Here is a 22,641-nt window from a genome sequence, read left to right as displayed (position 1 = left end):
TATGGTGAGCGGATGAGTGAGCAGGGCGACGCATCCGGCGAGTTCGTGCAGTCCCTCGCCCGCGGCCTCGCCGTCATCCGCGCGTTCGACGTTGATCACGCAGAGCTCACCCTGAGCGACGTCGCGCGCCGTGCGGAGGTCACGCGCGCGGCGGCCCGCCGCTTCCTGCACACCCTCGTGAGCCTCGGCTACGTGCGCAGCGACGGACGCCTGTTCGCCCTCACGCCGCGGGTGCTCGAGCTGGGCTTCAGCTACCTCTCCTCCCTGTCGCTGCCTGACGTCCTCCAACCGCACCTCGAACTGCTCTCGCGCGAGGTGGGGGAGAGCGTCTCGGCGGCCGTGCTCGACGGCGCCGACATCGTCTACATCGCCCGCGTGCCGGCCCGGCGCATCATGAGCGTGCGCATCACGATCGGCACGCGGTTCCCGGCGTACGCCACGAGCATGGGGCGTGTGCTGCTGGCGGCGCTGCCCGCATCCGCGCGCGCCGAGGCGTTGGCGCATCTGCATCCGCTCACCGACCGGACCCTGACGGATGCGGCGCGCCTCGGCGCCGAACTCGACAGGGTCGCAGCCCAGGGGTGGGCGGTCGTGGACGGCGAGCTCGAGGCGGGGCTCCGCTCGATCGCGGTCGGTGTGCGCGATCGCAGCGGCGAGGTCGTGGCCGCGATCAACGTCTCGTCATCGGCGACCCGCGACAGCGTCGAGCACCTGATGCAGCACTACCTGCCGGCGCTGCAGGCCACCGCCGAACGTGTGAGCGACGAGCTGCGCCGCGTCTGATCTCAGCGCACACCCTTCATGAGACGCAGCACCGGCTTCACGGCCAGCAGCAGCACGACGCCGAGGGCGACCGCGATGAACCCGAGGATCGAGAAGTAGCCGATCTCGTTCTCGGGGTCGTAGAACTCGCCGAGCGCACCGGCGATCGCCGTGCCCAGTGCGACCGAGAGGAAGAACAGCGCGACCATCTGGGTGTGGAAGATCGTCGGTCCGAGCTTGGTCGACACCGAGAGACCGATGGGAGAGATGAACAGCTCGGCGACGGTGAACACGAACAGGATGCCGATGACGCCCAGCAGGGGCGTGGTGTTCGGTCCGCCGTTCGCCCAGACGAGGAACAGCCAGAACGCGACGCCCATCACGATCGCGCCGATCGCGAACTTCACGGGCGTCGACGGCTGCCGCCGGCCGAGCTTCGTCCAGAGCGCCGCGAAGACGCCGGAGAGCAGGATGATGAACACCGGGTTGATCGACTGCACCCACGAGACGGGCATCTCCCAGCCGAACAGATCCCGGTTGAGGCGCTCGTCGGAGTAGATCGTCAGCACGGTGAACTGCTGCTGGTAGAGCGACCAGAAGCCGACGCTCACGATGAACAGCGGGATGAACGCGTAGACCCGCGAGCGTTCGGTCGCGTCGATACGCCGCGAGCTCAGGATGACGGCGAAGTAGGCGATCGCCGCCACGATCGTCACGACGATGACGACGAGAGCCAGATTGTCGGCGCGCACGATGCCGAACAGCACGCTCGCCACGATGACGACGACACCGGCCACGGCGATCCCGATCCACAGCGCGTGCCGCTCGCGCGGGAACGGATTCGGCACCGCGCGCGCCTCGGCGGGCAACCCACGACGGCCGAAGGAGTACTGCACGAGACCGATGGCCATCCCGACCGCCGCGAGGCCGAAGCCCCAGTGGAAGCCGGCGAGCGACTGCAGCAGCCCGGTCAGCAGCGCCCCGAAGAACGCCCCCAGGTTGATGCCCAGGTAGAACAGCGAGAACCCGCCGTCGCGGCGGGGGTCGTCGTCGGTGTACAGCGTGCCGACGACGGACGTGGCGTTGGCTTTCAGCCCGCCGGAGCCGAGGGCCACGAGCGCCAGGCCGATGCCCACGCCGACGAAGCCGGGCAGGACGGCGAGCGCGATGTGCCCCGCCATGATCACGATCGCGCTGAAGAACAGCACGCGTTCGGAGCCGAGCAGACGGTCGGCGATCCAGGCGCCGAGGATCGTCGACAGGTACACGGCGCCGCCGTAGGCCCCGACGATGCCGGTCGCGACGGCCTTATCGAGGCCGAGCCCGCCCTCGGTCGCGGAGTAGTACAGGTAGATGAGCAGGATCCCCTGCATGCCGTAGAAGCTGAACCGCTCCCACATCTCCACGCCGAATACGTGGGCCAGCGCCCGGGGCTGCCCGAAGAAGCGGGTGTCGCGCGTGGTGCTCTCGGGCGCAGTCATAACCGCCACCGTAGCGCCGTGCGCGCCCCCGTCGCGCTAACCTGCCGCCATGATCCTCCGCGTATCCGAGGCGATCGTGCGCGCCGGTGCCGAGCGGGAGTTCCTCGCTCGGCTGCATGAGCTCGTCGCCGACTTCCCCGATCGACACCCCGGCCTCGTGCGTCACGAGGTGCTGGTGGACGAGGCGGACCCGCGCCGCATCCAGTACGTCTCCGCGTGGCGCGATGAAGCGGATCTGATCTCCTATGTCGGCGCGCGCTGGCGCACCGAGCCGGTGACCTTCCCCGGTGAGGAACGGTACCTCGAGGCCCCGTTGGGTCTGCGTCACTTCCGGGTGGACGCAGCCGAGTGAGTGGTGCTCAGCCCGCAACCGGAACGGATGCGGTCGCCGCCGCCCTGAGCTCGCTCTCCACCGCATCCAGCCAGAGCGTGAGCGAGGCGCGCGCCTCGGGGGTATCCGGGTAGCGGCAGCGCAGATGCAGGCCGGTGTCGTTGATGACGAACCAGATCATCACGCCGTTCGTGCGGATCACCGCGGAGATCCACGATGCCTGCGGGTCATCGACCGAGACGGGCAGGCGTCGTGTGTCCAACCACGACAGCGCGAACATGCCCGGCGTTCGGGGCATCCCGCCGCGGGGCGCGAACACCGGAGCCAGCGGATGCGAGCCGAGCTGCAGCGCGCGGCGGACATCCGCGGCGCACGCCTCCGGGTCGCCGTCCTCGCACTCGATGACCGAGTTCGTGATGAACCAGCCCACCGCATCCGTCCACCGGGGATCGTTCCGACTGTGCACGGGGAATACGGCGCGCAGGGGTGCGTCGGCGACGCGACGGGTGGCACGTGTGACCGCCGCGAGCGCGACGGCGGTCGGCCGTACACCGCGCTCGTCCGCGACGCGGGTCAGCTCCACGACCTGTGCGGGATCGAGCACGTCTCGCACCTCCACGAGCTCGTCGTGGGCGCGGCTCATGTCGCCGAGCGGAAGCGGGAAGCGCGGCATGGCCTGTCCGCCGGCGGCGAGCAGGCGCTCCCACTCGTCGCGCACGTCGGCGGGCGACTCGCCCATCGCCTCCAGCAGGGCGGTGTGCTCGGCGAACGGATGCGCGGGCTCCAGGTCCACCTCCGCCCCCGCCTGCACGCGGCGCAGCGCGCGATCCAGGTCGCGACCCAGCACCAGGAGCGACCACATGTCGACGTGCGCGTGATCGCTGCCGATGATGACGACCGGCTCGCCCGCATCCGGCTCCACGAGACACAGCAGGAACGAGCCCGCGCCGTACGGGCGGCAGCCGGTGTCGAAGGCCTCCCGCACCGCCTCGGCCATTCCGGCATCCGTCGGATGCGAGCGCCAGGTGCCGGGGGCCTGCGAGCCTGCGAAGAGCCGCACGCCGTCGTGGTCGCGGAAGACGGTGCGCAGTGTTCCGTGGCGGGCGACGACCGCATCCCACGCCCGACCCAGCGCTTCGCGCTCGGCAGTCGGGAGCCGGAACGACATCGCCATCCACGATCCCGGACGGTCGCCCTCGCCGACATGGCGGCCCTGGTCGAACGAGACGGGGAGCTCCTCGTCCGTCGCTTCGATCACGACGTCATAGCTGTGCAGCCGTCCGGCCGGGAGCCGGAGGTGGGCGACATTCGTGAGGCGCATGGCGCCGTAGTCTAGGGGGCGCAGATTGCGGGCAGTGGACGGGTGGGAACGGAGACGCGGATGCCGGCGCTACGTGTGCGGGGAGCGAGTCTCGACTACGACATCACCGGCGACGAGGGCCCGCTCGTCGTGCAGTTGCACGGCCTCACCTCCAGCCGCAGCCGCGACGCGCAGCTGGGTCTGGACCTCGGTCGGGCACTGCGCGGTCACCGCATCCTCCGCTACGACGCGCGCGGCCACGGACGATCGAGCGGCACCGACCGCGAGTCGGACTACGGCTGGGACGCGCTGGCAGAAGACCTGCTCATGCTGCTGGACGCGGTCGCGCCCGGCGAGAAGGTGCACGGTGTCGGTCCGTCGATGGGGACGGGCACCCTGCTGCACGCGGCATCCGCAGACCGGCGCCGCTTCTCGACGCTCACCCTCGTCACGCCGCCGACCGCGTACAAGCGACGTCGTGCGCAGGGTGATGTGTACCGGGCTAACGCCCAACTCGTCGAGCGCGGGGGTCTCTCCGCCCTGCTCGAGATCGGTGACACGGCTCCCGTTCCGCCGGCCCTCGCGGACGCGCCGGAGACGCGTCCCACCGTGCCGGCCGAGTTGCTGCCCATCGTGCTGCGCGGAGCGGCGGCCACCGACCTTCCACCCAAGAAGCGCATCGCCCGCATCGAGGTGCCCACCCTCATCCTCGCCTGGACCGGCGACCGCACGCATCCGCTCAAGACCGCGCGCACACTGCGCGAGCTCATCGACGACAGTCGCCTGATCGTGGCTCGCAGCCCCTACGGCGTGATGGCCTGGCCCGGCCTCTTCGCCGAGCACGTCACCACCCGCGCTTGAGGCCCAGCGGCGCGGGACCCTTGGGGTACTTTGGGGTCGGTGCCGGTGTGGGGTGCAGCGGTGGAGGGGGAATCGTACCGTGAGCGCGGAGTTGGAACCTCAGTCGTTCGTTCCCAGCATGATCATGGGCGCCTTGACATCCATTGCGGGTATCTTGGTCGTCTGGTTTCGCAAGCCACTTCTTGCCTCGATATTGCAGAGGGAGGATGTACTTCTTCGCGGGCGCGGCATGACATTCTTAAGGAAGATGCAGCGCCCGTGGTCGCTCGGGTTAGCGGGCGTTCTCATGAGTACGTTCGGCCTGCTCACATTCATCGGAGCCGTCACTCAGCTTGTGAACGTGAGATGAGGAGTCCTCGTCGCTGGGGGTGGTTCGTTTGAGTGGTGAGAGATTACTCGTGGGCTCTCAGCGGGGCGTGAGGATCATGGCGGTCACGAGTGCCGTGCTGTATCTAGCTGTCGCGGCATACTCTGGTGTATTGCTCGCGTCGATGCCGTGGAAGGGCTGGTGGACGTTTTCCCCGCTGTTCATCATCTCTCTCGCTTTCTTTCTCGCCGCTCGCGTGTGGTCTCTCGGCATGTATTTGACCGACCATAGTTTGGTTTGCCGTAATTGGATCCGCGCATTTGAAGTGCGATTCGAAGAGATTGAATCCATAAGAATATACTCGGTGAGTACGATGCTCACCGGAACGTTCATTGGGTGGGTCCCTTTCATCGGTCGGGTGGGAATGATCGTCATCTTTTATAAGAGCGGCGAGCGTAAAGAGTCTTACTCCGCCACTAATGTCTACGGGAGGGAGCGTCTGATGCGCTCGGTCGCGAAAGAGGTCGCCGACGCAGCCGGTGTGAAACAGTCATTCTTCTAATGACACAGTCACCTGGTGGTCCCAATAGACGGATGCAGATTCGTATGCCCGGTAGCCTCGGATGGTTGTTTTGAGCAGCGGAAGAATGCTGCCTGGATCGGCGCGTGGCGTGAGAGTCTGGGCAAGCACCTGGTCGGCGTTGACGGGCACTTTGTCAATCTTCGTATTTCTGCTTCTGCTTAATACTCCAGGATCCGGCTGGTTGACGTTCCTTCCCATCATTCCTTTTGCGTTGTCAATGTACGTCGCAACACGGTGTTGGAGTCTGGGTATGTATGTGACAGGCCAAACCTTCCACTGTCGAAATTGGATTCGCACCTTCGAAGTTCAGATCGAGAACGTCTCGGCGATCGAGCTTTGGGACGTAACGACGATGCTGACGGGATCTATGGTTTCCTGGGTTCCCTTTGCGGGCCGTGTGCGAATGATCGTCATCGTCTACGACAAGAACGGACGCACACGGCGCTACATGGCCACGAGTGTTTATGGGCGTTACCGCACAATTCGCACCGTTGCCGACGAGATGCGCAAGATCGCGGGGCTTGCTCCGCCGTACTTCGATACCTGACACTTCCCAGTGGGCAGATACACAACGAGAGGCTGTCGATGATGAGCTTTGGGCGTAGCTCCGCAGCCGCGACCCTGGCTGGCGCATTCTCTGTCGGGTCTGCGGCCGTTCCCTCAATGAGGTGGAAGCGTGCGGGGTGCGTAATCTGCGCACATCTTGTTACAGCTTGGGTCAATGGAGAACAGCTCCCAGGATCTGGCGTAGCGCTGTTGGCGATTGTCATGCTGTTTTCGCTCGGGTTTCTCGGTTTGGTTCTGGTCGCCGTCGCTGTGAGCCTTCGTGCGATCACCGCAAAGACTGTTCGACGGCTGGGGGGGGCGAGTTCCCAGGCGCGGTCATCGTCCCGGTCACCATGGGCACTGACCAGGCCAGACAGGTGCGCGCACTGGGGGCGTCACATCCTCTACTGGCTCGGACCCCAGGGGCGGTGGCCGTCATCGACTCGAAGACAGTCTCCATCTGGAGGAAGGGGTCGACGCCTCGAATGCTCGCGCATCTCGAGGCTCAGCGCGTGCAGTACAGGGTGGGGGAGTACGGCTTCTATGGACGCCGATATCGAACGCTTTGTGCGACTTTCGTGGGCGGACCCGCACACGGTTCTTTAGACTTGTTGGTGCTCGACTACGACAGGCTGATACCCCGAATGGCGTCTTCGGAGCAACTGGAACGCTTGATGGCCGAAGTGCATACGGGGTGAGATCCCGGCTGCCTGCGGCAGGGATTCCAACGCCTCGCACCAGTCCCGGGTCCTCGACGCGGCCCGCGTTGTGCTGGAGGCTGAAGTGCCCCGCGGTACTCTGACCGTCGTCAGTCACTTCTTGTCGATGGGCTACTCCAGTCCGTTGCCGGATCGTCAAGGAGGATGGAGGCGTGGTGAGGAGCCCGCATAACGTCCAGGACGTGATGATGACCTTCGCGCCGACGCAGGTTCGCGGCCAGCGACTGATGGCGGGCACGATGGCCCCGTTCCTGTCCCTTGCGTTCGCTGCATTCGCGGTGGTGAACGCGTACATCGATCGTTTCGACAACGTCCTGGTTTCGCCATCCTGTCTGTCCCTCTCGCTGTTGTGAGCGTCTACTCCTGGTCGAACCACCTTCGAGCAGTCCGGCGCGCTGCTCGGGAGCTTTCGGGTGTCTCTTTCGTCATGCTCGGGGCGCGTCGCTGGGCAGCAGGGGTGGAACCGCATGAGGGCGAGAAGATCGGCGAAGGGTTCGTACGCATCCTGCCTGGGCTGCTCGAGATCCGCAGCGGAAGAACCGCAACCGTCATCGCCGAGTACTCATCCGGGCAGCTCGAACGTGCGGTCACGCTGCGCGTCATGAGAGGGTTCCTGGACCCCGTGGCGCGACTTGCCTTCACAGATGGCTCCACCTACGACATCTCGGTGAATCCTGCTGGCCCACGAGGCTTCCTGCCGATCAGGCAGCGTTATGTCGAGAGATTCGTCGACGCTGTCCGGACATTGCTCGGCCCTGCAACCGGACAGAAGGCTGAATAGGCCCGGCGTCCGCGCCGAAGCGACACGCAAGCCGGCGATGCCCATCGGCCGCTGGCTGCAACGGGCGCTGATGGATGTTCGAGTGATCGCATCGACGCGTCCGCCGCTTATCCATTTCGAGGCCGGATGCGGGCGCGTTCTACAGTGAGAGCATGCGGCTGCGGTTCTTCGGCGGTTTCGCGGCCGAGGATGCGGCGGGCTCGCCCATCGAGGTGCGCGGATCGCGCCAGCGTGCCCTGCTGCTGAGGCTCGCACTGGATGCGGGAACGACAGTCACCTACCGCGCCCTCGCGGAGGACGTGTGGCCCGACGACGCCCCGGACGACCCGCGCGCGTCGCTGCAGTCGCTGGTGTCGCGGATGCGGCGGACGCTGCCGGAGGGGATCCTTCGCGCGGAGCCCGGCGGCTACGCGCTCGGCATCGCCCGCGACGACGTCGATCTCGTGCGCTTCGCCGACCTCGTGCAGGCGGCACGCGCCCGCGAGGACCCCGTACCCCTCGTCCGCGAGGCGCTGGCACTCTGGCGGGGTGAGCCGTGGCTGGCCGACGGCTTCGACTGGGTGCTGCGCGATCTCCTCGAAGACCGCGCGCACGCCGAGCGGCTTACGCGAGGTACACCACGGAAAACCGAGGAAGCGCCGGAACCCGTGCCCGCGATCCCGGCGGCTCTCACCCCGCTCGTGGGTCGTGCGAAGGAACTCGCCCTGATCGCCGCTCAGCTGAGCACCTTCCGTCTCGTGACTCTCCTCGGCCCGGGCGGCGCCGGTAAGACCACCCTCGCCCTCGAGACCGCGAGGAATCGGCCGCCCGCCGTGTTCGTGGAGCTCGCGCCGGCTCAGCCGGGCGAGGTCTGGGGTGCGGTGGTCACCGCGCTCGGGCGCAGCATCCGGCTCACGGACAATCCCGCGGGGGAGCTCCCCGCGGCGGACAGCGTGCTCGCCGCCCTTGCGGGTCGGTCCGTGCTGCTCGTGCTCGACAACGCGGAGCACGTGCTGCAGGAGACGGCCGAGGTCGCGGCGACCGTGCTCGCGGTGCCGGGCGTCACCGTGCTGGTGACGAGCCGCGAGCCCCTCGGGTTGCCCGGTGAGGCGTTCGTCGAACTCGGTCCGCTGCCGGATGCGGACGCCACCGCTCTTCTCGCCGCCCGCATCCTCGCCGCTCGCGGCACGGCACCCACTGCCGAGGAGCTTCCCGCCGTCGCGCGCATCGCGCGGCACCTCGACGGGCTTCCCCTCGCCCTGGAGCTGGCGGGAGCCAAAGCGCGCACGCTCGGTGTGGACGAGCTGGAGTCGGGCCTCTCCGACCGGTTCGCGCTGTTCGACCGCGGTCCCCGCTCGGCGGCGGCCCGCCATCAGACCCTGCGCGCGGTCATCGATTGGAGCTGGGATCTGCTCGGCGAACCGGAGCGCGAGGGGCTGCTCGCCCTGGCCGTGTTCCCGGACGGCATCGACGCGGCGGATGCGGGTGCGGTCGCCGCGGCCTTCGCCCTGCCCGCGAGCGTGTTCGACGAGCTCGTGGACCGCTCGCTCGTACAGCGAGCGCGCGGCCGTTTCCGCGTGCTCGAGACGGTGCGCGAGTACGGGCTCGAACAGCTCCGTCGTCGCGGCTCCGAAGATCGGGCGCGCGACACGCAGGCGCGGGTGCTCGCGCGACGGGCCCTCGAGCGCGACGCGGAGCTGCGCACGCCCGCGGTGCGTTCCGCGATCGCCTGGTTCGATGCCAACGAGGAGAACCTGGCTGCCGCCACCCGCTGGAGCGGTGCGCGGGCGCAGATGAGCGAGACGGCCGTCGAGCTCGTGCGCGCGCAGATCTGGGCGTGGATCATGCGCGAGCGTCTGGAGGCCTTGCGCGCCGCCCTCGAACTCGTCGGCGCCGACGCCACCCTCGACTCCGAGGCGGGGGTGGTGATCACGGGGGTTCGACTCATCTTCGCCTCCGCCGACGCGCAGGTCTCGGGAGGCTTCACCGCGGAGGACGCCGACCGGATCGCCGAGGCCGCGGCGGCGCATCCGTCCGAGCTGTCGCTGATCCTGCCCGTCCTGCTGAAGGCGCAGGCACGAGCCATCGGCGACGGGCGCCCCGGCACGCCCTGGCTGCCGAACTTCCGCCTGGACCCCGCCGACCTCGTGGGTGCACCGACCTGGTCCCGTGGCGTCGTCGCCGCCATCGAGGCCGCCATCGCGCAGAACGGCGGCGACATCGAGCGCCTCGACCGTCAGAGCGAGGAGGCACTGCGCCTGCTGCGAGACGTGGGCGACACCTGGGGGATCGCGCTCGCGAGCCAGATGCGCTCCGAGTGGCTCATGCTGCACGGCCGGCTCGAAGAGGCGCTCGAGATCACCGATGCGGCCAGCAGCGCGCTCGAGGGGCTGACCTCCGTCTCCGATCAGCTGCAGCAGCAGGCCTTCGCGATCGTGCTGCTGGTGCGGCTCGGCCGCATCCGCGAGGCGAGGGAGCGCCTGGCCGGGATGCAGGAGGCCGCGCGCCGTGACGGATCCGACCGCGCGGTGCTTCAGGCATCCCTCACGGCGGTGACCTTCGAGGTGATCGTCGGAGACGGCGGCGCGGCGCTGGCCATCCTCGAGACGATGCCGCCCGCGCTGCGGAACGGATCCTTGCCCGGGATCCCGCCGCAGATCCACGCGTGGATGCACGCGCGTCATGCGCAGGCGCTCGTGCTTGCGGACCGCTTCGACGAGGCTCGCGACGAGGTGCGCGTCGGCATCGAGCTCGCGATGGGATCGGGCGACCAGCCGATCATGGCGGATGCGGCGCTCGCCGCCGCGGAGCTGTTCGCCGCGACCCACCGCCCCGATGACGCGCGGCACGCTCTGACGCTCGCGGCGGTGCTGCGGGGCCGGTCCGACGAGACGGATCCCGTCGTACAGCGCGTGCGGACGGCGATCGGGACGGATCCGGGGCCGGACGCTTCCGCATCCGGCCCCGCTGATCTCGCCGCCCTGGTGGCGATGCTCTGAATCAGGCCTTGCGCATGTAGGCGCGCACGGTCAGCGGGGCGAAGATCGCCACGATGACGGCCGCACCCGCGAGCGAGACGAACAGGTCGCCGCCGACGACACCGGAGTTCGCGAGGTCGCGTACCGCGGTGATCAGGTGGGAGATCGGGTTGATCTCCGCGAACCACCGCAGCACATCGGGCAGCGTGTCGACCGGGACGAAGGCGTTCGAGAGGAACGTCAGCGGGAACAGCGCCAGCATCGAGATGCCCTGCACGCTGGCCGCGGTGCGGGCGATGACGCCGAAGAACGCGAAGATCCAGCTCATCGCCCAGGACGAGACGATCACGAGCAGACCCGCGCCGATGACGGCGAGCGCGCCGCCGCCGGGTCGGTAGCCCATGACGAAGCCCATGCCGAAGGTGAGGGTGGTCGCGATCGTGTAGCGCAGGGTGTCGGCCAGCAGTGCGCCCGACAGCGGCGCGATACGCGCGATGGGCAGGGAGCGGAAGCGGTCGAAGACGCCCTTGTCCATGTCTTCGCGCAGCTGCGTGCCGGTGACGACGGAGGTGGTGACGACGGTCTGCACGAGGATGCCGGGGATCAGCAGCGGCAGGTAGTTCTGCACGTCGCCGGAGATCGCGCCGCCGAAGATGTACGCGAACATCAGGGTGAAGATGATCGGCTGCAGCGTCACATCGACGAGCTGCTCCGGTGTGCGCCGGATCTTCACGAGACCGCGGTAGGCCATCGTGAGGGTGTTGCTCACCGTCTGCGACAGGCTCGTGCGGTTCTTCAGCGCTCGCTCGGTGGCGGGCACGATGCGATGGGGTGCGAGGGTGGTCATGCGGTCACCATCTCTTTCGTCTCGGTCTCATCGGCGGCGTCCGATCCGGTGTCGTGACCGGTGATGGTGAGGAACACCTCGTCGAGGGTGGGTTTCTGCACGCTCATCTCGGCCAGACGCACGCCGCCGGTGCGCAGAGCGATGAGCAGGTCGGTGACGCGGTCCGCATCCGCCATGGGAGCCGTGATGCGGGAGGCCTCGGGCGACAGCGTGGCGCGCACGCTGAGCACGCTCTCGACGATCTCGAGAGCGGATGCGGTGTCCGCCGTCTCCGAGACGCGCAGCTGCAGGCTGGCGGTGCCGATCGATGCCTTGAGTTCGTCCGAGGTGCCCTCGGCGACGACGCGGCCGTGATCGATCACCGCGATGCGGTCGGCGAGCTGGTCGGCCTCGTCGAGGTACTGCGTGGTCAGCAGCACGGTGGATCCGCCGGCGACGAGTTCACGGATCGTGTCCCACATCTGCCCGCGGGTGCGGGGGTCGAGTCCCGTCGTCGGCTCGTCGAGGAAGATGAGCGGCGGCTGGGCGATGAGCGAGGCCGCGAGGTCGAGGCGCCGCCGCATCCCGCCGGAGAACTTCTTCAACGGGCGGCGAGCGGCGTCGGTGAGGCCGAAGCGCTCGAGCAGCTCGGTGGACTTCGCGCGTGCATCCGCGCGGCTGAGTCCCAGCAGGCGCGCGAAGATCATGAGGTTCTCGGTGGCCGAGAGGGTCTCGTCGACGGAGGCGAACTGGCCCGTGACGCCGATGAGCTGGCGCACGACCTGCGGCTGGGCGGTGACGTCGTGGCCGAAGATCTCGGCGCGACCCGCATCCGGACGCATGAGCGTCGCGAGCATGTTGATGGTGGTGGTCTTGCCGGCACCGTTGGGGCCGAGCACGCCGTAGACGGTGCCGGTGGGAACGAGGAGATCGACGCCGTCGACCGCGCGGTTGTCGCCGAACACCTTGACGAGGCCTTCGGCACGGACGGCGGGAGGGAGTGAGGTGGTCATGGGGGGCCTTTCTGCTGGCGTGCTCCCAGAGTGCGCCGCGTGCGCCGTCATGCCGCTGTCACGTCGCCCCCGCCGCTGTCACCGCGCTGTCACGCACCGCCCGGAGGGTCGCCCAGCCCGCCCGCGCGCTCGCGGCCGCACTCTCATCCCCAACCCCCACCCGCGAGACTGCATTTCGAGCACGAGATCACGGGTAATGCCAGTGATCTCGTGCGATAGATGCAGTCTCGTGGGCAGGAGGTGGCCCGCCGGGTCGTAGGGTGGCGGGATGAACCCGGACTGGACCCCGCACCGCCGCGACGACGGCGAGCTGCTCGGCTGGATCCGGCCGGAGGGATCCGGCTGGGTCGCCGTCGACCTCCTCGGCCACGACATGACCGAGCCCGTCGAGTGGCTCGACGCGGAAGAGGCGCTCGAGGCGCGAGGGCTCGGCTGGCTCGCCGAGAAGTGGATGCTGGAGCGCGAGGGTGCAGCGCCTCTGGCGGTGCGTCTCGTGGAGGTGACTCCGGAGCGCATCGTGGTCAAGAGCGAGGACTTCGGCGCGATCGATGCGCCGCTTCGCACCTACGAGCTCGGTTGGCCGGCCCCGGCCGCGCTGCGCCTTCGTGCGCCCGAGGACACGCCGCTCACCTTCTGACCGCGGGGCCGCAGCACCGCGATGCCGACGCCGATGAGCAGCACGGCGCCGCCGACGAGCTCGGCGGGTGCGGGCGTCTCACCGAGCGCGAGCCATGCCGCCGCGATACCGACCGGCGGCACCAGCATCGTGAACGGGACGACGGCGGATGCGGTATACCGGGCCAGCAGGGTGTTCCAGATGCCGTAACCGATCAGGCTCGCGAGCCAGGCCGTGTAGGCGGTGGACAGCAGCTGCGCCGCGGTGAGGTGCGTGAGTGCGGTGCCGACCGCATCCGGTCCGTCGAGCGCGACGGCGAGGAGAACCATCGGCACCGGGACGACGAGCGCCGACCAGACGGTGACCGACAGCCCCGCGAGCGCGCCGCCCTGCCCCGCACCGCCGAGCCGGCGTGCGATGACGTTGCCGATCGCCCACGATGCGGCAGCCGCGAGGGTCACCACCAGAGCGAGTGCGGGGGTCGCCGCATCCCGTCCGGCTGCGACGATCCCGAGTCCGACGGCGCCGACGACCACACCGATGACCTGCGCCCGACGCGGAGCCTCGCGCAGGGCGATCGCGGCGAAGACGATCGTGAAGGCCACCTGGGCCTGCAGCACGAGGGAGGCGAGTCCCGGCGGCATGCCCATCGCGAGGGCCGTGTACAGCAGCCCGAACTGACCGAGGCTCATGAAGAGCCCGATGAGCAGGACGTCCCGCATCCGCCCCCTCGGCCGCGGCACGAAGAAGATGGCGGGCACGAGGACGGCGGTGAAGCGCAGCGCGACGAACAGTGCGGGCGGCATCCCGTCGAGCCCCGCGTCGATCACGACGAAGTTGACGCCCCAGATGACGGCGACGAGGGCGGCGAGAAGAGAGGAACGAAGGGGCACCCGCCCATCGTGGCCGAGCGTGTCCGTGCAGCACCAGCGCACGGTTCTGCATGGATCCGTGAAGCCTGGTGATACGGTCGACGCCATGATCGATCTGGCCGCGGTAGATGCGCTGCTCGCTCTCGCCCGCACCGGCACGGTCCACGCCGCGGCGGCCGAGCTCGACTACACGCCCTCGGCCGTGTCCCAGCAGATCAAGCGGCTCGAGCGCGACCTCGGTGCCCGGCTCATCGATCGGGAGGGCCGCGGTGTCGTGCTCACCGCAGCGGGGCGGCGCCTGGTCGAGGAGGGGGCGCAACTGCGTGCCCAGGTCGAGCAGCTGCGCTCACGACTGCACGACGCGGGCGCCCGCCCCACGGGAACGCTGCGTCTCGGCGTCTTCTCGACCGCCGTGCGCGGTGTCGTCCCCCACCTCGTGACACGAGCGGCCGCCGAAGCGCCCGACCTGCGCCTGACCGTCACCGAGATCGATCCGTGGGATGCGGTCGCGGCGGTGACCGCCGGCACGCTGGATCTCGCGATCGTGCACCACTGGGAGGGCGTCACGCTTACGCTGCCGCCGAGCGTGCGCAGCGTCGAGTTCCTCCGCGACACGGCGGATCTGCTCGTGCACCGCGACGACCCGCTCGCGTCGAGGGATGCGGTGAGCCCCGCCGACGTGCGCGATCGTGTGTGGTCCAGCACCCCCGACGGAACCATCTGCTACGAGTGGTTCTGCCACATGTTCCGGGGCGAGCCGCATCCGCCGCGCATCGACTTCTGGTGCCTGGAGTTCGCGTCGCAGATCGAGCTCGTGGCCCACGGGCTCGCCGTGGCGCTGGTGCCGAAGCTGGGGCGTGGGCGGCTGCCCGACTCCGTCGTCGCGGTGCCGGTGCGCGACCCCGTGCCGACGCGTCCGGTTGCGCTCGTGTGGCGCGCGAGCATGACCGACTCGCCCGCGGTGCGCCTCATCCGCGACCTGCTCCCCGCATCCTGACCCCTGCCCGCGTCGCCGCCCGCACCGCGAGACTGTCCCCACCCCCTCCACGCCCGCGAGACTGCATCTCCGCCACGAGATCACGGGTAATGACAGTGATCTCGTGCGGGAGATGCAGTCTCGCGGGAATGGAGTGCCGCGAGGGCGACCCCGGGGGTCAGTGGTGGGAGGGGGAGAAGGCCAGCTGGGCGGAGAGCAGCCCCTGCTCGCGGCTCACGATCTGCGCGCGACCCGGTGCCGCAGGAGCGGCCTTGACACGACCGATCAGCGGACCCTCCTCAGGGTTTCCGCCGAGCAGGATGCCGGTGACACCCAGATCGGTGAAGCGCTGGATGATCGGGTCGTAGGCTGCGCGGCTCGCACCGCCGGTGCGTCGGGTCAGGATCACGTGCAGGCCCAGGTCGCCGGCCTGCGCCAGCAGCGGCTGCAGCACGGCGAGAGGGTTGCCCTGGCTCGTCGCGACGAGGTCGTAGTCGTCGACCAGCACGAAGCCCTCGGCGCCCTTCCACCAGCTGCGCTCGCGCAACTGTTCGGGGGTCACGTCCGGCCCGGGGATGCGGCTCGAGAAGAACTGGGCGAGCTCGGCGAGACCGCTCGTGGCGGGCTCGTGCGAGGTGAGGTAGGCGCCCAGGTACTCCTGCGGGATCTCGCCGAGCAGCGAGCGACGGTAGTCGACCGCGAAGATCTTCGCCTCGGTCGGACCGTATTTGCGCATGATCTCCTGCGCGATGCCCCGTAGGAACGACGACTTGCCCATGCCCGAGTCTCCGTAGAGGAAGAGGTGGGCTTCCTTGCGGGGGTCGATGCCGAAGGGCGCGAGCTGCGCTTCGTCGACACCGAGCAGGATGCGGGCGTCGTCCGGCGTGGTCTGCGCGCGCACCTCGTCGAGGGTGATCATCTCCGGCAGCAGCCGCAGCTTCGGGCCCGCCGGGCCCTGCCAGGCGGCGCCGACACGGGCGACCATGTCGTCGACGCCGTCGACGAGGGCCGCCACATCCGAGGATCCGTCGATGCGCGGCAGCGCGGCGAGCATCTGCAGACGTTTGGCGCTGAGGCCTCGCCCGGGCTGGCCGGCGGGCACGTTGGCCGCCTGCTTGCGGTCGATCTCGGAGTCCGTCGGGTCTCCCAGGCGCAGCTCGAGGCGGGTCTGGATCAGGTCCTTGAGGCTCGCGCGGATCTCGAGCCAGCGGTTGGCCGTCACGATCACGTGCACGCCGAAGCTGAGGCCTCGTGCGGCGATGGTCTGCACGCGCGTCTCGAGCGCCTCGTAGTCGGCACGCAGCGTCGCCCAGCCGTCGACGACGAGGAACACGTCGCCGTAGCCGTCGTCGACGACACCCTGGCTGCGGCGCAGGCGGTAGGTGTCGATCGAGTCGATGCCGTTCTGGCGGAAGTAGCGCTCGCGGTCGTCGATGATCGACTCCACCTCGGCGACCGTGCGGCGGATGGCCTCCGCCTCGGTGCGCGTGGCGACGCCGGCGACGTGCGGATGGCGCTGCAGACCCGTGAAGGTACCACCGCCGAAGTCGAGCACGTAGAACTGCAGCTCGAGCGGTGTCGCGGTCAGGGCGAGCGCCGACACGAGCGTGCGGGCCAGCGTCGACTTGCCGCTCAGCGGGCTGCCAACGATCGCCACGTGACCGGCCGCGCCGCCGAGCGAGACCACGAGGTTCTCGCGGCGCTGCTCGAGGGGCACGTCGACGATTCCGAGCGGGACCGTGAGGGCGCCGGCTGCGCGCCAGCCGGGGGAGTGCAGCCCCATCCGCGGGTCGACGACGAGGTCGGGCATGAGTTCGTCGAGGGATGAGGGCTCCTCGAGCGGCGGAAGCCACACCTGATGGGCGGCGGGGCCGCGACCCTTCATCCGCTCGACGGCGATCTGGAAGGTCGAGCGCTCCTCGACCGGCTGCGACACGATGTCGCGCGAGGTGTCGACGGGCTCCTCGATGAGCTCGAGCGGCTGGGGCGCTGCTGTGAAGACCTCGATGCGGGCGGCCTCACCCGATGTGTCGGCCGACTCGCTCGAGCGTCCTCCGGTGAGCTTCGTCTTGGGCGTTCCCGAGACATAGGCGGCGCGGAACTGCACGAGGTTGTCGGTGTCGGCCTTGAGGTAGCCGACGCCGGGCTCCTGCGGCAGGGTGTAGGCGTCGGGGGTGCCGATGATCGTGCGCGACTCGGCGGCCGAGAACGTGCGCAGACCGATGCGGTACGACAGGTACGTGTCGAGGCCGCGCAGCTTGCCCTCTTCCAGGCGCTGCGATGCCAGCAGCAGATGCACCTGGAGCGAACGGCCGACGCGGCCGATGTTGATGAAGCTCTCCACGAACTCCGGCTTCGCTGCCAGCAGCTCGCTGAACTCGTCGGCCACGATCAGCAGCGCCGGAAGCGGCGCGAGGTCGGTGCGCCCGCCGCGGCGGGCCTTCTCGTAGTCCGAGACGTTGGCGAAGTTGCCGGCGGCGCGCAGCAGCTCCTGGCGGCGCACGATCTCACCCTGCAGGGCGTCCTGGAAGCGGTCGACGAGGGCGAGCTCGCTGCCGAGGTTGGTGATGATCGCCGAGACGTGGGGCATCCCTGCCATACCGGCGAAGGTCGCGCCACCCTTGAAGTCGACGAGCACGAAGTTCAACTGCTCGGGCGAATGCGTCAACGCGAGGGCGAGCACGAGCGTGCGCAGCACCTCGGACTTACCGGAACCCGTGGCGCCGATCATCACGCCGTGCGGACCCATACCCTGCTGGGCCGCCTCCTTGAGGTCGAGCACGAGCGGGGCGCCCGTCGTGTCCTGACCGATCGGCACGCGGAGGCGGTCGCGTTCCAGGCGACCGGACCAGGTGCGGTCGAAGTCGATCTCGCGCACGTCGGGCATGCCGAGCAGTTCGACGAGTTCGCGCTGACCCTGCTGGGCACCGGGCGTCTCAGCGAGCGCGGCCGGGTTCGAGTAGAGCGGCATGAGCCGACGCGCGGTGGCCTCGGCCACGGCGATCGAGGTGGTGTCGGGGGTGAAGGTGCGCGATCCTGACACCACGTCGATGAGCTCGGCGTGACGATCGGATGCGGCGGCCTCCGGCATGACGATGCGCAGGACGTCGGGGTTCTCGAGCTCGCCCCAGCGACCGGGGAGCTCCACCACGGTGACGCCCAGCATCCCGTCGCCGCCGACGACCGGGTCGCCCATCGGCAGTTGGACGCCGTCGACCACGAGGATGACGTGCGGGGTGGCGCCGCCGCCGCGGGCGAAACGCGCGCGTTCGCGGAGCCCGGCGGGCAACAGGTCTTCGAGGTCGTCCAGCGATGAGGCGATCATGCGGGCGGGGCCCAGCTTGTCGCTGGAGCGCGACGAGAGCGCGTGCGGCAGCCACTTGGCCCACTCCCACGCCGGGAGCTGGTCGGGGCCGGCGAGGATCGCGACGACGACGTCCTCGGGATCCTGCAGGGTCGCCGCTCCCACGACCATGGCGCGGGCGAGGGCGCGCACCGCATCCTCGTCAGGACCGACGACCTCGATGCGTGCGTAGTCCGTGAGGGTGACGCCGAGGGGCAGATCCGGCTGGATCTCGTGGGTGAGCATGAACCGGTGGGCCGCGGATGCGGCGACGGGGTCGAGCTGGGCGAGCGGGGGCAGATCCGGCGCTTCGAGCGAGATGCACAGCGGCTGGTCGCACGTTCCGATCCGGGTGAGGAGAAAGCCCTCGTCGCCGGGCTGGCGCTCCCAGACGCGAGTGCGTTCCTCGGCGATGAACGGCAGCGCGGACGGGGACGGCGTCACCCATGCGCCGTGGCGACGCTGCTTGCGCGCGGCCGTGCGGACGGTCTCGCGGAGGTCGCTGAGGTAGGCGAGGTACTCGCGGCGGTTACCCAGCACTTGGGCGTTGCGCTGCGCGCGCTGGCGCCATCCGTTGACGGCGACGAATCCGAGCGAAGACAGCAGGAACATGCCGCCGGTGATGAAGCCGGTCGGTCCGGCATTGGAGATCGTCACCATGACGATCGCGCCCACGCTGCCGAGCATCGGCAGCAGGGAGGTGAGCATACTGCTGCCGCCCTCGTTCGGAACGAGCTCCGGCGGGGGCTGCACGACGATGCGACCACTCGGCACGGACGGCGGGGCCAGGCGTGGTCCCTTGCTCACGAAGCGGCTCCGATCAGTCGGCTGACGGTGAAGATGCGACTCCCGATCCGGATGCGGGTGTCGTCGTCGACGAAGGTGCGCGCGTGGGGCGCGAGAGGCACCACCTGGCCGTCATCGTCGAGCAGCTCCGTCCCGTTGGTCGACCCCGTGTCGGTGACCCAGAGGCCCGCGTGATCGAACTCGAGTCGGAGATGGGTCTTGGAGACGCTGGAGTCGGGATCCGTCACCGTCACCAGCAGATCGGTCTGCTCGGTCTGCTCGGGGCTGCGGCCGAGGTTGACGGCGACGGGCAGAGGCAAGCGGGCGCGCTGGCCCGTGTCGAAGATGAGCAGCAGCTCGCCGGTGGGGCGCTCGCCCGGGTCGGCCTGATCGACGACCGGTGCCGCGGCAGTGGGACCCGCCCAGCCCGCGACCGCTGCGGCGGGAGCCGGAACATCGGGTGCTGCGGCGGCGGTGGTGACGGGCGCCGCAGGCGGCTCGGGGGGCACGGGCGCGGCGATCGGTCCCCGAGCCCTGCCGGATTCGACGGGTGCGGGGGACCACGGGCGTGCGATGACGGTCGGGGAGGGGACGGCGACGATCTCGTCGGCGGAGCGCCGTCTGCTGCGCCGCTCCGCCGCGGGGCGCCGCGGAGCGGCGACGACGACGGTCTGCGCGGCGCGGTCGGCCCAGGAGCGACGCAGGCCCGAGCGGTCGGCGGATGCGGATCCCTCGACGACCCACGCTCCCGCGCCGAAGACGAGGGAGCCGATGCCCACCAGCAGGCCGCGCACGAAGCTGCGCCCCGCGCCGGGTGAATACGGGCCGTCGAGGCGCGCGACGCGCAGCCCGAACAGGGCCTTGCCGGGACCGGATCCGGTGCGGGCCTGGAGGATCCACAGGGCCAGGACCGCCTCGGCGCTCACGAGGAGCCCGAAGACGGCCGACCCGCTCACGAGGGCGACGGTGATGCCGATGGTGACCACGATGGCGACGTCGATCGTGAAGGCGGCGAGTCGTGCTCCGACCCCGGCGGGCTCGCCCGTGAACTGCGGCGGCAGACTCATGCGCCCATCATTCCACGCAGGATATCGACGGTATCGGCGGCGAGCAGGCCGGCGGGCAGTGACAAGGCGATCGCGATCCATTCGATGACGTCCCCGAACCGCGACCAGCGCAGGGACTGCGCGCCGCGGCTCGTGGGGATGATGACCAGCGCGGCGATCGCGCCCACGGCCAGGAAGATGCCCGCCAGCACGGTGAGCAGCACGGGGTTCGCCTCGCGGGTCGCGGTCAGCACCATGACGACGGCCACGGCACCTGCGGCGAGCCGGGGCAGCCACCGCAGCAACGGGACCGAGAAGCGCCGCGCTCCGAGCAGGAGCGCGAGCACGACGGTGATCGCCAGGGCGATGCGGGCGGAGAGCACGAGCGGGTCGAAGTCGTCCATGTCGGGGAGCGCGAAGGGGGCGCTCAGGGCGACGGCGAGCGTCAGCACGAACGTGCCGGCGACGAGGCGCCCGGTCGAGCGCGCCACGAGGTCGCGGGCATCGGCGGCACCGATCGAGTGGATCTCTTCGGGCAGCTGCTGGCGCACGCTCCATCGCGTGGTCTGGTAGCGCTCGTAGTCGATGAAGATACCGGGCGGGACATCCACGAGGGTGGCCAACAGGATGCGCAGTGCTACGGGCGCGAGGCCCAGCGTGACGGCGGTGGGCGCGGCCAGGGGCAGCGAGAGGATGAGCGAGAAGCCCCATACCGCGGCCAGCACAAGCAACAGGGTCGTGGCGGCAGACAGGCGGGCGTGCAGCCCCGCGGGGCGTCCGACGAGCGCGAGCATCCCCGCCAACACCGCTGCCGAGAGCAGGCCGACGAACACCTGCAGCGTGGAGGTCGCGGCGGGGAACGCGGGGACGATGCCGGCGCCCGCGGCGAAGGCCAGTGTCAGGACCGCGACGAGCGCGGCGTCGGTGCCGTTGGCGACACCCCTCGCGCGCACGGCGAGCGCCATGCCCGCGGTGACGGCGAAGGCGCCCATCGCGACCGCCAACGGGAAGCGCAGCGACTCCCGGACGGCGTCGGGTGCGATGAGTGAGAACACCGCGAGCACGAGGGCGATGCCGCCGAGCACCCACCAGGCTCCGGGCGCCTCCCCGCGGGAGGGGTCACGACGGCGCCGGCGGTCCTGCTTCACCTTCTGAGACAGATCCACGAGCGCGAGCACCGTGCCGTCGCTGAGGTCGTCGACGCGCAACAGCGGGCTCACCTCCCGTCCGTCGACCTCGAGGAGCACGTCGCGCCCGACTTCCTGGCGGATGCCGAGACTCGCGAGCGCGTCGGCGATGCTGGCCGCGGGAGGGATCAGGAGATCGTGGCGCGAGGCTCCGTCGACGATCGCGATCCGACGGCGTTCCTCGGTGTCGGCGGGCGTGGTCACTGCTGACCTCCAGCCACGGCGTATCGCCGCAGCGCCCGGTGTGCGCCTGCCATCGTCGTGCCGCCCCCACTTCTCACGTCTCGACAGCGTAACGCCCGGTGTCGTCGTGCGATGCCCGCGCGCGGATTGTCCACAGACCCGCTACGATTCTGCGCCCGCGTCGATCAGGCGCCCAGCGCCGCCGCGGCGATCGCTCGGGTGGCCTCGATGTCCCGCATCCACAGGGGTGCGACGACCGGCCGGATCCCGAGGGCGTCCACGGATGCGGCGGCGTCGGCATCCTCCTCCGCCAGCAGCCATGCATCGAGGACGCCGCCGGCGCTGCGGCTGCCGTAGTGGGCGGCCACCGCCGCCGCGGAGGTCTCGACTCCGATCGCGGTGAGGCAGACATCCGCCATGCCACGCACGACGCGCCCGCCGATGATGGGCGAGACGCCGACGACCCGGGCCGAGGTCGTGGACAGTGCTTCTCGGATGCCGGGGACGGCGAGTACGGGTCCGATCGAGACCACGGGGTTGGAGGGGGCGAGCACGACGACGTCGGCCTGCGCGATGGCTTCGACCACGCCGGGCGCGGGGGCGGCCGCGTCCATTCCGGGGTTCTCGAAGGCGCGGGGCGCGAGCGTGGCGCGGTGGCGCGTCCACCACTCCTGGAAGTGGAGGCGCCCGCCGTCCTCGAGAAGCACGTGGGTGTCGACCTCGGCGTCGGTCATCGGCAGCAGGCGCACGCCCAGCGGCCACCGTTCGGACAGCCGTGCGACGACCTCGGAAACCGTGGCGCCGCCGCGCAGCCACCCGGTCCGTGCGAGGTGCGTGCCGAGGTCCAGGTCGCCGAGGGTGAACCATGGCCAGCCCGCTCCCCAGGCCTGCAGCTCCTCGTTGACCCGCTCGGTGTCGCCCGCACGGCCCCAGCCGCGCACCGTGTCGTTCTGTCCCGCGAGGCGGTAGAGCACCGAGTCGATGTCCGGCTGCAGGCGCACACCGGACAGCCACAGATCGTCGCCCGTGTTGACGATGATCGTCGCGGGCTCAGCGCCGCGGCGGGCCAGCTCCGCCCGCATCCCCTCGCTGAACGTGGATCCGCCCACGCCTCCCGCGATGACGACGACCCGGGGTTGCTCGCTCTGTGCCATCCCGTGATTCT

At 69.8% G+C, this 22,641-nt stretch carries 19 protein-coding genes; 10 read left to right on the top strand and 9 right to left on the bottom strand.

Annotation, left to right across the window (positions count from 1 at the left end; genetic code table 11):
- The first annotated feature begins 12 nt into the window (after positions 1-12).
- Positions 13-783 (top strand): IclR family transcriptional regulator domain-containing protein, encoded by a 771-nt coding sequence (locus LXM64_RS14600; protein WP_234073844.1) that lies wholly within the window; start codon positions 13-15, stop codon positions 781-783.
- A 2-nt stretch (positions 784-785) separates the two neighbouring features.
- Here LXM64_RS14600 and LXM64_RS14595 read toward each other — a convergent pair whose 3' ends face one another.
- Complete coding sequence (locus LXM64_RS14595; RefSeq protein ID WP_234073843.1) at positions 786-2,243, bottom strand: peptide MFS transporter; 1,458 nt, start codon at positions 2,241-2,243, stop codon at positions 786-788.
- 49 nt (positions 2,244-2,292) lie between these two features.
- Between LXM64_RS14595 and LXM64_RS14590 the strand changes: the two genes are divergently transcribed.
- The gene (locus LXM64_RS14590; protein WP_234073842.1) at positions 2,293-2,595 is read left to right on the top strand and encodes a putative quinol monooxygenase; all 303 of its coding nucleotides are present in this window, start codon (positions 2,293-2,295) and stop codon (positions 2,593-2,595) included.
- A gap of 7 nt (positions 2,596-2,602) precedes the next feature.
- On the opposite strand, the gene LXM64_RS14585 is transcribed toward LXM64_RS14590, so the two are convergent.
- On the bottom strand, positions 2,603-3,895 hold the full coding sequence (locus LXM64_RS14585; protein WP_234073841.1) for a condensation domain-containing protein: 1,293 nt from the start codon (positions 3,893-3,895) through the stop codon (positions 2,603-2,605).
- Between the two features lie 60 nt (positions 3,896-3,955).
- Between LXM64_RS14585 and LXM64_RS14580 the strand changes: the two genes are divergently transcribed.
- The 6 genes from LXM64_RS14580 to LXM64_RS14555 all read left to right on the top strand — a co-directional run bounded on the left by LXM64_RS14580 (position 3,956) and on the right by LXM64_RS14555 (position 10,649).
- Positions 3,956-4,735, top strand: coding sequence for an alpha/beta fold hydrolase (locus tag LXM64_RS14580; RefSeq protein WP_234073840.1), 780 nt, complete (start codon positions 3,956-3,958; stop codon positions 4,733-4,735).
- Positions 4,736-5,160: 425 nt separating this feature from the next.
- Positions 5,161-5,604 carry a hypothetical protein gene (locus LXM64_RS14575; RefSeq protein ID WP_234073839.1) on the top strand — a complete coding sequence of 148 codons (444 nt, stop codon included), beginning with the start codon at positions 5,161-5,163 and terminating at the stop codon, positions 5,602-5,604.
- 61 nt (positions 5,605-5,665) lie between these two features.
- Complete coding sequence (locus LXM64_RS14570; RefSeq protein WP_234073838.1) at positions 5,666-6,172, top strand: hypothetical protein; 507 nt, start codon at positions 5,666-5,668, stop codon at positions 6,170-6,172.
- A gap of 870 nt (positions 6,173-7,042) precedes the next feature.
- Positions 7,043-7,243 carry a hypothetical protein gene (locus LXM64_RS14565; protein ID WP_234073837.1) on the top strand — a complete coding sequence of 67 codons (201 nt, stop codon included), beginning with the start codon at positions 7,043-7,045 and terminating at the stop codon, positions 7,241-7,243.
- Positions 7,240-7,671 carry a hypothetical protein gene (locus tag LXM64_RS14560; RefSeq protein WP_234073836.1) on the top strand — a complete coding sequence of 144 codons (432 nt, stop codon included), beginning with the start codon at positions 7,240-7,242 and terminating at the stop codon, positions 7,669-7,671. Before LXM64_RS14565 ends, LXM64_RS14560 begins: the two co-directional genes overlap by 4 nt.
- A gap of 152 nt (positions 7,672-7,823) precedes the next feature.
- Positions 7,824-10,649, top strand: a complete 2,826-nt coding sequence (locus LXM64_RS14555; RefSeq protein ID WP_234073835.1) for an ATP-binding protein — start codon at positions 7,824-7,826, stop codon at positions 10,647-10,649.
- Position 10,650: 1 nt separating this feature from the next.
- Here the strand turns inward: LXM64_RS14555 and LXM64_RS14550 are convergent, their stop codons facing one another.
- On the bottom strand, positions 10,651-11,475 hold the full coding sequence (locus tag LXM64_RS14550) for an ABC transporter permease (protein WP_234073834.1): 825 nt from the start codon (positions 11,473-11,475) through the stop codon (positions 10,651-10,653).
- Positions 11,472-12,467, bottom strand: a complete 996-nt coding sequence (locus LXM64_RS14545; protein WP_234073833.1) for an ATP-binding cassette domain-containing protein — start codon at positions 12,465-12,467, stop codon at positions 11,472-11,474. The genes LXM64_RS14550 and LXM64_RS14545 overlap by 4 nt, the downstream gene beginning before the upstream one ends.
- Positions 12,468-12,735: 268 nt before the next feature.
- Here LXM64_RS14545 and LXM64_RS14540 point away from each other — a divergent pair, with 268 nt between their 5' ends.
- On the top strand, positions 12,736-13,104 hold the full coding sequence (locus LXM64_RS14540; RefSeq protein ID WP_137418779.1) for a hypothetical protein: 369 nt from the start codon (positions 12,736-12,738) through the stop codon (positions 13,102-13,104).
- Here LXM64_RS14540 and LXM64_RS14535 read toward each other — a convergent pair.
- Positions 13,032-13,976 (bottom strand): EamA family transporter, encoded by a 945-nt coding sequence (locus tag LXM64_RS14535; protein ID WP_234073832.1) that lies wholly within the window; start codon positions 13,974-13,976, stop codon positions 13,032-13,034. The two genes, LXM64_RS14540 and LXM64_RS14535, sit on opposite strands and share 73 nt — an antisense overlap.
- 85 nt (positions 13,977-14,061) lie before the next feature.
- Between LXM64_RS14535 and LXM64_RS14530 the strand changes: the two genes are divergently transcribed.
- Positions 14,062-14,952, top strand: a complete 891-nt coding sequence (locus tag LXM64_RS14530) for a LysR family transcriptional regulator (protein ID WP_234073831.1) — start codon at positions 14,062-14,064, stop codon at positions 14,950-14,952.
- A 157-nt stretch (positions 14,953-15,109) separates the two neighbouring features.
- Here LXM64_RS14530 and eccCa read toward each other — a convergent pair whose 3' ends face one another.
- The 4 genes from eccCa to cofD all read right to left on the bottom strand — a co-directional run bounded on the left by eccCa (position 15,110) and on the right by cofD (position 22,630).
- On the bottom strand, positions 15,110-19,081 hold the full coding sequence (gene eccCa, locus LXM64_RS14525; RefSeq protein ID WP_234073830.1) for a type VII secretion protein EccCa: 3,972 nt from the start codon (positions 19,079-19,081) through the stop codon (positions 15,110-15,112).
- Positions 19,078-20,127, bottom strand: coding sequence for an RDD family protein (locus LXM64_RS14520; protein WP_234073829.1), 1,050 nt, complete (start codon positions 20,125-20,127; stop codon positions 19,078-19,080). Before LXM64_RS14520 ends, eccCa begins: the two co-directional genes overlap by 4 nt.
- The gene (locus LXM64_RS14515; RefSeq protein WP_234073828.1) at positions 20,124-21,497 is read right to left on the bottom strand and encodes a hypothetical protein; all 1,374 of its coding nucleotides are present in this window, start codon (positions 21,495-21,497) and stop codon (positions 20,124-20,126) included. The genes LXM64_RS14520 and LXM64_RS14515 overlap by 4 nt, the downstream gene beginning before the upstream one ends.
- Before the next feature lie 164 nt (positions 21,498-21,661).
- A complete protein-coding gene (cofD, locus tag LXM64_RS14510) occupies positions 21,662-22,630 on the bottom strand; it encodes a 2-phospho-L-lactate transferase (RefSeq protein ID WP_234073827.1) in 969 nt (322 codons plus the stop codon).
- Between the last annotated feature and the right edge of the window lie 11 nt (positions 22,631-22,641).

Source organism: Microbacterium binotii (genome assembly GCF_021398715.1).
Lineage (GTDB): Bacteria > Actinomycetota > Actinomycetes > Actinomycetales > Microbacteriaceae > Microbacterium > Microbacterium binotii_A.
This window is presented reverse-complemented; position numbering and strand designations above follow the sequence as displayed.